Raw genomic sequence first — 10,746 nt, forward strand, 5'->3', positions numbered from 1 at the left:
AGACGGCATGGTCCAAATCGAATCTGGGTGTCTGAGGCCTATCATTAGTAATTTAGTAAATTTTGCCTGACGGGCAATTCCGAGGTACTATTTGATCCTGGGCATGAAATCAATAAAGGGAGAACATAATGTTGCCCGGAGCTCGGCTATCTTTAGCAGGTCTATCGTTACTGCTCATTTTCTTTATTGGCTTTGCCGATACCCTTGAGGCCAAAACGCCCAAACCCATCGTTACCGCTTCCGGTAAAAAAATTTCCACCAACGATGTCCGCCACCGGCTGCAACGCCTGTTGCGGGAACTTGGGGAACCCAGGTGGTCGCGGCGGGAATTGAATCGCCTGACCCGCTCCGTCTCCGCTTATCTGAGGGCATTCACCGGCAGGCAGTATGACAAAACCCTGGCCGCGCTGCGGCGGGGGGACCGTTACCGCCCCATGATCCGCGCCAAACTGGCCCGGGCGGGACTCCCGCTCGCCTTTGAAGCCCTGCCCATGGCCGAAAGCGCGTTTCGCTTCAATGCCCGCAGCCGCACCGGCGCCCGGGGACTTTGGCAGTACATGCCCGCCAGCGCCCGCCATTATGGCTTGAAGGTGGGTCGCAAGGTGGATCACCGCACCGACCCGGCCCGCGCCACCGATGCCGCCATCAAATATCTCAAATTTCTCACGCGCAAATTCAGAAGAACTTCCGTCCTGCTTGCCGTGGCAGCCTATAACGCTGGCGAAGGGCGCATCGCCAGGGTGGTGCGGAGAAGTGGCGTCAAAAACCGGCGGCGGGGCTATAGCCATGTCTTGCGTTTTCTTCCCCGGGAAACCCGGGGATACGTCCCAGAGTTCCTGGCAGCCGCATTGATTTTGAAGGATCCTAAACATTTCGGCTTCCCGGTAAGCGGGCGAAAAAACTACCGCTTTGCCCAGGTGCGAAATCCAATGCCAGTCAAAAAGCTCGCCCGATTGGCAAACATCCCGGTAAGCACACTCAAATCCCTCAATCCGGAACTCAAAAAATACCGACGCATTCCCAGCAGTAATTTTCTCGTCCGCCTGCCGGCCAAAGCTGCATGGCGTTTGGATAAAAAACTGCCTTCTACCAAATTATGGAAACCCGTCACGACCCAAATCGCCCTTAACCAAAGGATTCAACAATCATTTAAGCCTGCTCCAAAAACGCCTGCGCAAGCACAATCAGTCAAGGTTGCTAAAAAGAAAGCCGTTAAAAAGACGATTTCCAAATCTACTTCCACCCAATTGGTTTACCGGGTTAAAAAAGGTAACTATCTGGGCGGCATTGCGAAAATGTTTGGCGTGAGTGTAGAACAGCTACGCCGGGTCAACCATATTCGCGGCAACCGAATCAAGGTGGGGCAATCTCTTGTTATCCCAATCAATAAAACCTTGACTAGGAAATTCTACCGGGTCCGCTCCGGGGATAATCTGGGCGTCATCGCCCGGCGTCTTGGCATCCCTATCAAACATCTTAAATTCGTCAACGGTGTCACCAATCCCCGGCGGCTGCGCCCCGGTCAACAACTTTACTATTACGATTCCTAAGAGCCCATGTCCGACTGGATAGATGTCTGCAAAACCGACGAACTGCCTCCCGGCAGTCATAAGGTCATTGACCTGGATGGCACAGACGTGGCGGTATTCAATCTCGACGGCGGCTATTACGCCATCGAAGATGTCTGCACCCACGACGGCGCAGAAATCGCCAGCGGTGAACTGGAAGGAGACGAAATCATCTGCCCCCGCCACGGCGCCCGCTTTTGCATCAAAACCGGCGAGGTTTTATCCCCTCCGGCTTACGAAAACTTACACGTATTTCCTGTGCGGGTCGCGGCGGGGTTCATCCAAGTGCGAGACGACCGCTGGGATGACTGAATATAATCCAATAGGATGGGTTCAAACAATTTCCGAATTATAGTCAGAAGCATTCCCTGACTCCCTAGGGAATGCATCCCCAAGCCAAACTCACTTTGACCTAATTTACCCATCCGCGAGCCCGCCCTTCCTGTCGCTGTCAGGTTACATGTATTTTTTGCAGGGCAATTCATTGTATTTCCTACTTTTTTTGCAGTAATCGTTAGTGCTGTTAGCGGAAAGGAAAAAAATACCCCAAAGTGCAAGGGAGCCATGCCAAGAACTCCAACTAATGACTCTTGAAAATGATAATTCCTCAAAACTGTCGTTAAGAAGTAACGTTTTTTTAGCTTTCTCTTATTTTGCGGTCATTGCCTTCTAGCCCGCTTCAATTGTGCCCGTTGGCTCCATCACAAAAACTCCTAGCTGGAAAGCGCCGTGCAATAGCCCAACACCCCCTCATCACTGTCGTTAAGAAACGTCATTTTATCGTAGGTTTCTTCCTATTCCATTTCTATTATTTAGAGCCACCATAATTGAAAACCCATACCTAAAGCACTTCCCAAATATTGGCGCACTTCTTGCTAGATGTAATTTAGATATTACAAATCACCGAAAGGAGTACAGCAAAATGACAACTTTGCACCTTCCACACTTTACTTCTCCACAGGCCGATTTCAACGCCATTCCGCTTACGGGAGCCAATCTGCAACATATCAAGGCTGCCTATAGCGTCCGCCGCGTTCCCAAATCCGCCATGCATACCTTGCTGATGGGCGATCTGTGTCCCCGTAGCGGGGATTTGGTGCTGGCGGAGATCGTGCGCCTGGGTCACCACCGCCGCATCGAGTTGGGCAATGGTCGCCGCGCCCACCTGTATCCCGGCGACCGGGTGATTCTGTGCTATGGCAACCGTTATGCTCCGGACCAGTTCGAGGCCTACGTCCCCGAACATCTGGAACCCTGTCAAATGGTGGCCGCTGGCGGCATCGCCGCGCGTCAGCACAGTAAGCATAGCGCCGTCAAGGACGCCACCGAAATTCTCCCTCTGGGACTTTTGGGGGACGACCGCGGCCGACCACTGAATTTGGCCGACTGGGCCATACCAGCCAAGAAAGCGGACACCTGCCCGTTGACTTTGGCGGTTTTGGGAACCGCCATGAACGCCGGTAAAACCACCACCGCCGCCCATCTAATCCGGGGCCTAAGCAGAGCCGGCCTCAAGGTGGGGGCGGCCAAAATTACCGGCACCGGCGCCGGCGGCGATGTTTGGCTGATGCAGGACCACGGCGCCGACCCGGTACTGGATTTTACCGACGCCGGTTTCGCCTCCACTTTCAGGTTACCTCCTGAAACCCTGGAACGAATCGCGGCTACCCTCTGTGGTCACCTAGTCGAAGCCGGGGTAGAGGTGTTGGTGTTGGAGATCGCAGATGGCCTTTTGCAAGGGGAAACCGCTGCTTTAGTAACCAGCACTTGGTTCCGCCAACAAGTAGACGGCGTCTTGTTCGCCGCCGCCGATGCCTTGGGCGCCAAGGCCGGCGTGGAGATGGTGCGTCAGCAGAAACTACCCTTGGTGGCGGTCAGCGGAGCCCTGACCGCCTCGCCGTTGGCCAGTGCCGAAGCCACCCTGGCCGTATCTTGCCCGGTACTGGATAAGGATGCATTGACATCCGAAACAGTGCTGGAAATCCTGGGTTTCGCCAAAACGCTCAGGCTTCGGACCGCCTGATGAGCCCATTGCCCCGGTTGCTGACCCCGCCACGTAGGCGCCTGTTTCTGCGTCTGCTGATGATTGCCATACTCCAGGCTCTGACTGCCGCGGCCACCACTTTGCTGATCCAGGCGGTGTTCGACCGTCTGCAACGGCTAGACACCGCCACCCTGCAACTGGGTGCCGCCCTGATCGGCACGGCCCTGATCGGTGGCTGGCTGCGCCTGCGGGAAAGAGTGGAGGCCGAACGCCTGGGACAGGACTATGTCCACCAGCTACGCCTGCATCTTTACCGCCATCTGGGGCGTCTCTCTCCACGGCTGTTGCAACGGCGGGGCCGGGGCGGGATGCTGCTACGATTCGTTGGTGATTTGACGGCACTACGCCAGTGGCTCAGCTTGGGCCTGGCCCGCCTGACCGTTGCGGGGGTAGTCGCTTGTGGCGCGCTCGCCACGCTCGCCTGGTTGGATCCGCTACTGGCTGCCATTGGCACTGCCTTTCTCGCCGCCAGTACCCTCCTTGCCTATGGTCTCGGTGCCGCCTTGGAGAGCGCCACCCGCCAGGCCCGGCGGCAAAGAGCCCGGCTGGCAAACAATCTGGCGGAAAAAAGCGCGACGATGGCGGTTGTCCAGGCCTTTGGCCAATTACGCCGGGAACGGCGGCGGGTGGAACGCCAGAGCCTGGAACTGCAACAGGCGATGTTGACCCGGGCCTGGGCCGTGGGCCGCCTGCGGGCGGTCGCCGAAGGCAGCGGTGCATTGGCGAGCGCGGCGATTCTGTTGGCCGGCGTCTGGCGGGTCAGCGAGGGGGAATCCACTGCGGGAACCGTAGCGGCGGCGATGACGGTCACGGGATTGTTGAGCGCTTATCTCCGTGACCTGGGACGGGTGCACGAATACTGGCTCGGCGCCCGGGTAGCGAGAGAGAAAATTGAGGAATTCCTCCGGCTGCCGGTGGTGGTAAGGCGGGGACGCTTATCCCTGGCCGCCGGGCCAGGGGAATTGACGCTGGAAGGCATCGCCGTCGATGGTTGTCTGCAACCGATACGTGCCCACATTCACGGGGGCGCCAAGATCGCCTTGGTGGGCCCCAATGGCGCCGGTAAATCCACCTTGCTCAGCGTCATCGCCCGTTTGCTGCCCCCGAACGAGGGCCGCATCCTATTGGATGGCATTGATCTGTTCCAAGTGAAGACCGCCGATCTGCGCCGCGCCGTCGGCATCGTCAGCCCTGATCTGCCTCTGCTGCGAGGCAGCGTGCGCCGCAATCTACGCTACCGGTGGCCCGGAGCACCGGAGACCGAAGTCGCCCGAGTCAAACGCTTGTGCCGCTTGCCGGAGATCCTGACAGACCTGCCCGGCGGTGAAGATTTTCGGCTGAGCGAAGGCGGGGCCAATTTATCCCAGGGCCAACGCCAGCGCCTGACCCTGGCCCGGGCGCTCCTCGGCCAGCCACGGCTACTGCTGCTTGACGAAGTCGACGCCAATCTCGACCCCGAGGCGAGCGCGCTCATTGATCAGTTGCTGATCACCCATCCTGGAACCGTGCTCATTGTCACCCATCGCCGGCAACGGCTCCAGCACGTGGATCAGATTTGGTATCTGGAAGAAGGGGAACTGCGCGAGCGGGGAACGCCGGCGAGTCTGCTGGCTGGAGATACCCAGACCCGGCGCTTGTTCCAACATTCCCACAGCCTTTGAGGAGAATCCCATGTCCCCGTTGCCCTATTACCGGCTAGCGCACGATCCCCAACAGCGGTATACCCTGTTTTGTCCCCGGGGCCCGATCCGGGGACTGTGGGTCAGTGTGCATGGTATCTCGCGTAACTGCCGCGAACACTTGCGCCGCTTCCGCCCCTGGGCCGAGCGCCTGGGCCTGGTCCTGGTCGCCCCCCTCTTCGACCGCCAACGTTGCCAGGATTATCAACGTCTCGGCCGCGCGGGCAAAGGACTGCGGGCCGACCACCTGCTGCAGGCCATCGTCGGCGAAGTGGCCGAACGCTGCCAATTGGCCGACCACCGTTTCCATCTGTTCGGCTATTCCGGCGGCGGCCAGTTTGCCCACCGTTTCACCATGGCCCACCCGGAACAGGTGCTGAGCTTGGCAGTGGGAGCGGCCGGCTGGTACACCTTCCCCGATCTGCGGCTGGGCTATCCCCGTGGCTTGCGTCCCTGCCGGCGTTTGCCCGACCTGGATTTTGAACCCCGGCGTTTCCTGCGGATTCCAACCCTGGTCACGGTCGGCGGCCGTGACGATCACCCCGATCCGGAACTCAACCTCAAGGCACGGATCGTCAGCCAGCAAGGTGGCTCCCGCCTCGAACGCGGGCGCAACTGGATCGCCGCCATGGAAGAGGCCGCCCGCCATCAGGGCTTCAATACCCCCTACCGTTTCGAAGTGATTGCAGGCGCTGGCCACGATTTCGGTCAGTGCATGGACTTGGGCATGGGCGCGGTGGTGGCCGATTTCATTGCCAACCAATTGCCACCCCCCTTACCCATACCCTGTCACAGCCGGATTGCCGATACCCTATGCCGCTAAAACGTTCGCTCTTGGGCCTGGCGTTGATTAGCCTCGGCGCCCAGGCCGCCGACGCCCCCCCGGACCTGGAAACCCTTTACCGCCTGCTTCAGGCCCAGCAACGCCAATTGCAACAGCAGCAGGAAGAAATCGCCACCCTGCGCCAACAACTGGACCGGTTACAACCTGCCAACAGCCGTAAACCGAGGGTCAAGCTCAGCACCAAGAAAGGTTTCGTGATCAAAGACCGCAAGACCGGCTCGTCCCTACGTCTTGGTGGCCGGGTTCACATCGACCAAGCTTTTTTTCACCAAGATGAGACCTCGCTGGGAAACGGAGCCAAACTACGCCGCGCCCGTCTGTTTGCGGCCGGTGGCATCGGCCACGACTGGCGCTTCAAAAGCGAGATAGAATTCGGCGAGAACGGCAAGGTCGGTCCCCGCAATGTCTGGCTCGCCTTCCGGGGATGGAAACCGCTGAAACTGACCCTGGGACACTTCCAGGAACCCTTCAGCCTCGAAGGCATGACCAGTTCCAACGCCATTACCTTCATGGAGCGGGCCCTGCCCTTCGCCTTCACCCCCGACTATCATATCGGCGCCGCCGCCGCTATCCACGGTGAGCGGTGGACGGCGGCGGGCGGGGTCTTCGGCGACACCTTACAGAACCACAACGACAACGTGGATCAGGGCTGGGGCGGCGCCGCCCGGGTCACCTTCGCTCCCTGGACCGGACAAGACCACTTCCTCCACCTGGGGCTGTCCGGGGACTACCGCCAACCCGACAGCCAGCGCCGGGTCCGCTTCCGCAGCCGGCCCGAGTCTTATGTCACCAACAAGCGCCTGGTGGACACCCGCACCATTGCCCGGGTGGACGACACCTTCAAAGGCGTGCTGGAAGGGGCAATTGGCTACGGACCGCTATCCCTGCAGGGAGAATACTTTCAGACCTGGGTCAAGCGCCGCGGCCAGAAGACCTTGAACTTTTCCGGCTGGTATGCCTATGGCAGTTGGCTCCTGACTGGAGAAACCCGCCCCTATCGACCCAAAAGCGGCAACTTTGGCCGCATCAATCCCCGACGCCGCTGGGGCGCCTGGGAATTGGGAATGCGCTACAGTGCTTTGGACCTGAGCGACAGCGACGTGCGCGGTGGCCGCGAACGCAATTTAACCGTGGGGCTCAATTGGTACCTGTTCCCCAATCTGCGCTTCATGGCCAATTATATCCTCGCCGACGCCAGCCCCAACCGCGACGGGCTTAACGAACACCCGCGCATCTTTCAGTTGCGCGGCCAGGTGGATTTCTGAAAGCTCCAGACCCGAAAATTGCACCAGCAAAATGCGCAAAGCCTAAGTACGCTCCACGCCAGGTCAATTACCATTGCCTTTGTCATCCCCCTTCACAGCCAAAGGGCAAAAACGGCAGGCAGAACCACCCTGGACGATACATTCCTGCTGAGCCACCCGGTCCAACAAGCCATCCAGGAATCCCATATCCAAGGTACACACTTCACTGTGCTCTTTGGCCAAATCGTGATAGATGCAGTTGTGAGCGACGATCTCAGGGCCTTGCGCACCTTCCCTGAGTTCAGCCTCATAGCCAAACTCTTGCATGATGGCCACCACTTCCTCAAGCCGCCCTAGCCCGCTCTTTCCCGTCAGGCGATGCAGCAACCCGGCGGCAGTCGCCCGCCCTTGCTGGTAGAGAAGTTGTTCTACCTCTTCACTCCCCAAACGTTCAAGCAACTGTTCCAGCAGTAAACGGGAAAACCAAGCGTATTGTTTGGGGAACAAATGAATGCCGCGCTCAGTGAGGGCATATAGTTGGCTGGGACGGCCGCCAGTCTTCCGCAAAGCTTTGCGTACCACATAACCGTCCCGCTCCAAAGTGTTGAGGTGCTGGTGTACGGCGCTCTTGGACACTTTCAAACTCGACGCCAGGGCTTCCATGGTCATCCCGCCTTGATGCCTCAGCAGTAATTCCAGAAGACACTGCTGCCGCTCACTGAATCCACCCAACATCTCACACTCCTTACCTTTAGACGATCACGTATCAGTTTACGGATTCTGGGTTCCACTGCAAATAAACAGTTTATAAAGTTTTTTATTGACAAAGCGTTATTATAACCGTTTAAATACACCTCGCACTAGCCAATGAATAGGAGGAGAATTCATGATGAATCGCATTCTGTACCAGCTTGGCCTGCTACTAGTCCTTGGACTGTCCCAACAAGCATGGGCCGAGACCCATCTGATCACCCTGAAGGCCGCCCGCCTGCCGTCCGGCCAGCTGGCCTACCAGATGGTCAGCCATAAAATCGAGCATAGCGGGGGAAAGGTCGAGGATATCACCAGCCGCTATGCTCCCGGCCCCACCATTCCAGGACCCACCATTGTCATGACCGAAGGCGACACAGCCAAGGTGACCCTGGAGCACGGCATCACCGATTCCCAGCTTCCAGTGAGCCTTCACGTCCACGGCGTTCACTACAAGTTCGACAGCGATGGCACCACCCGGGCGCTCAACGGCGTCGCCGACCAGGCGGCCTTCCCGGGCAAGCCCTATACCTATGAATGGATCGCCGCCCCAGGGACTGCAGGCACCTGGCCTTATCACGACCACGCCTTTGGCGACCCCAAGGTGGGAGCCGAGGACCAGGGGCTGTATGGCACTCTGATCGTCAACCCCGAAAGCGGCAAGGTTCCCGCCCTGATCGACGGCAAGGTGACCCAGGTCAATCTCAAAGACATCAAACGGGAGTTCATTCTGTGGATGCACGAGACCACTTTCTGGGGTCAGGAGCTCAATCATATCGTCAACCGTGAGATTCCCCTATGGACCAACCCTACGGTCGGCGCCAGACAAGGGGAACTGGTGCGCTTCCATGTCATTGGCATGGGCACCGCCTTCCACACCTTTCACCTGCACGGCCACCGCTGGATCGAACCAGGCACGACTCATGTGGTGGATACCGTCAATATCGGCCCGATCAACCGCCAGAGCTTCGTGGTCAAGGCCGGCGAGGGCGTGGGAACAGGGGACTGGCACTACCACTGCCACGTGGTCCAGCACATGCAAAGCGGCATGATGGGCAAATTCCGCGTTATTCAATAGTGAAATACTGCATTAGGAGGAGAAATATCATGAGACTGAAATGTTTGTTCACCGCTGTTACTCTGGCTGCTGGACTCGGTCTTTCGCTGCCGGCCGAAGCAGTCAAGCTCAAACAAAGGGCAGCCACCACATCCCAGGCAGGCGCCGGCGACGAAGCCATCATCAGTGTTGCCGGGGTGATGCCCTCGGCCACTTTGGAGATGACCGACGAACCCGGCACCTGGTTCAAGGATCCCAATGACGGCGATGCCCTAGTCGTGGTCAAGCCTGGCGAGGCAGTCCTCATCAAGATGACCGATACCAACAGTGAACACACTATCACCAGCCTGATTTGGCAACCCGGCGCCAGGGATTTCCCGGTGGACCAGGAAAAACCCTCCTCGGCCAGTGTCACCGTTAAATTCGACAAACCCGGCCTGTACGTTTTCACCTGCAAGGTGCATCCTTATATGTTCGGAGCGGTGATTGTCGATGATCCGGCCACGCCTGGGCTCGATCTGGGCAGTGAAATCCAGCTGGTGACCGGCGCTAAGGTCCCCACCACCAGCGATATCGCCAAGAAACTGCTGCGCACCTTCTTTGTGGTCACCACCCCGGCGCTATGGCGCGACTACACCAAACCCACTTGGGAAGTGAAACTGCCGGATATTCCGCTCAACCTGGGTGGGGTACAGATCTCCTTGAATGCCCTTAGCGTATCGGTTCCCAACCAGGTATCCCTGCCTGCCACACCGGGTGTTGGAGAAGTGTGGATCAACACCCAGTTCGAGAAAATCGCCGGCAAGACCAAGTTTGGATCTGCCACCCAGCTAGATGCGGCCACCTGGAAGATCAAGAAAAAAGTCAAGGGAATCAAAACCAACCTGAATCACCCCCACAACATGTGGTCGGACAAAGCTTACCGCTATATCTACCAGACCGAATGGTTCGACAAGCGGCTGACCACTTTCGACCGTAAGACGGGCGATATCTACAGCGTGGTCACCGTGGGCCAATCCCCTTCCCACGTCATTACCCGCCCAGGAACCGACGTGCTGTACGTCGCCATTAACGGTGAGGATCGCGTCGCCAAACTGGCGCCAGGACGCAACCACAACCTGCTGGGAGCCATCAACACCGGTCCGCACACAGGCCCCCACGGCCATTGGATCAGTGATGATGGCAAATACATGGTCACGCCCAATGCCCTGGCCGGCAGCGTCTCGGTTGTCGATCTTAGCAGCGAAAAAGCTACCGAGATCCCCACGGGAGCAGTAATCCCCATCGCCATCGGCATCCGCCCACAGGGCGATTATGCCTATGCCGCCAATCTGCTGGGCACCCCGCCCATGCTGAGCAGCATGAGCGTGATTGACCTGAAAAACAAAAAGAAGGTGAAGGACATCGACTTAGCCGCCGACTACGATCCCGTCTCCGGCAAGACCCAGGGTCCCGCCTATGGCCTCCTGCCAATCCAGACTCCGGTCAGCCCGGATGGCAAATATGTGGTTACCGCCAACACGCTCAGTGCGACCATTTCCATCGTCGACACCGCCACCA

The 10,746-nt window shown here is 58.3% G+C and carries 8 protein-coding genes and 1 pseudogene; 8 read left to right on the top strand and 1 reads right to left on the bottom strand.

Going from position 1 to position 10,746, the window contains the following annotated elements:
* The first annotated feature begins 128 nt into the window (after nt 1-128).
* The 6 genes from AXA67_06680 to AXA67_06705 all read left to right on the top strand — a co-directional run bounded on the left by AXA67_06680 (nt 129) and on the right by AXA67_06705 (nt 7,400).
* Nucleotides 129-1,550, top strand: a complete 1,422-nt coding sequence (locus AXA67_06680; GenBank protein ID KXJ41224.1) for a hypothetical protein — start codon at nt 129-131, stop codon at nt 1,548-1,550.
* Between the two features lie 6 nt (nt 1,551-1,556).
* Entirely contained in the window at nt 1,557-1,880 is a 324-nt protein-coding gene (locus AXA67_06685) for a ferredoxin (GenBank protein KXJ41225.1), read from the top strand.
* Nucleotides 1,881-2,544: 664 nt separating this feature from the next.
* Nucleotides 2,545-3,591: a malic enzyme protein gene (locus tag AXA67_06690; protein ID KXJ41236.1), complete on the top strand. Its 1,047-nt coding sequence runs from the start codon at nt 2,545-2,547 to the stop codon at nt 3,589-3,591.
* A complete protein-coding gene (locus tag AXA67_06695) occupies nt 3,591-5,273 on the top strand; it encodes a hypothetical protein (protein ID KXJ41226.1) in 1,683 nt (560 codons plus the stop codon). The genes AXA67_06690 and AXA67_06695 overlap by 1 nt, the downstream gene beginning before the upstream one ends.
* A gap of 10 nt (nt 5,274-5,283) precedes the next feature.
* Nucleotides 5,284-6,114: a hypothetical protein gene (locus AXA67_06700; GenBank protein KXJ41227.1), complete on the top strand. Its 831-nt coding sequence runs from the start codon at nt 5,284-5,286 to the stop codon at nt 6,112-6,114.
* Entirely contained in the window at nt 6,105-7,400 is a 1,296-nt protein-coding gene (locus tag AXA67_06705) for a hypothetical protein (protein KXJ41228.1), read from the top strand. The genes AXA67_06700 and AXA67_06705 overlap by 10 nt, the downstream gene beginning before the upstream one ends.
* Nucleotides 7,401-7,463: 63 nt before the next feature.
* On the opposite strand, the gene AXA67_06710 is transcribed toward AXA67_06705, so the two are convergent.
* Nucleotides 7,464-8,114, bottom strand: a complete 651-nt coding sequence (locus AXA67_06710) for a hypothetical protein (protein ID KXJ41229.1) — start codon at nt 8,112-8,114, stop codon at nt 7,464-7,466.
* Nucleotides 8,115-8,490: 376 nt separating this feature from the next.
* On the opposite strand from AXA67_06710, the gene AXA67_06715 reads away from it, so the two are divergent.
* Entirely contained in the window at nt 8,491-9,207 is a 717-nt protein-coding gene (locus tag AXA67_06715; GenBank protein ID KXJ41237.1) for a copper oxidase, read from the top strand.
* A gap of 149 nt (nt 9,208-9,356) precedes the next feature.
* Nucleotides 9,357-10,746: pseudogene (locus AXA67_06720) on the top strand (hypothetical protein).

This window comes from Methylothermaceae bacteria B42, assembly GCA_001566965.1.
Classification (GTDB): Bacteria; Pseudomonadota; Gammaproteobacteria; order Methylococcales; family Methylothermaceae; genus Methylohalobius.

Coding starts and splice junctions, on each gene's coding strand:
- AXA67_06680 (KXJ41224.1), top strand. CDS start 129: ATGTTGCCCGGAGCTCGGCTATCTTTAGCAGGTCTATCGTTACTGCTC.
- AXA67_06685 (KXJ41225.1), top strand. CDS start 1,557: ATGTCCGACTGGATAGATGTCTGCAAAACCGACGAACTGCCTCCCGGC.
- AXA67_06695 (KXJ41226.1), top strand. CDS start 3,591: ATGAGCCCATTGCCCCGGTTGCTGACCCCGCCACGTAGGCGCCTGTTT.
- AXA67_06700 (KXJ41227.1), top strand. CDS start 5,284: ATGTCCCCGTTGCCCTATTACCGGCTAGCGCACGATCCCCAACAGCGG.
- AXA67_06705 (KXJ41228.1), top strand. CDS start 6,105: ATGCCGCTAAAACGTTCGCTCTTGGGCCTGGCGTTGATTAGCCTCGGC.
- AXA67_06710 (KXJ41229.1), bottom strand. CDS start 8,114: ATGTTGGGTGGATTCAGTGAGCGGCAGCAGTGTCTTCTGGAATTACTG.
- AXA67_06715 (KXJ41237.1), top strand. CDS start 8,491: ATGACCGAAGGCGACACAGCCAAGGTGACCCTGGAGCACGGCATCACC.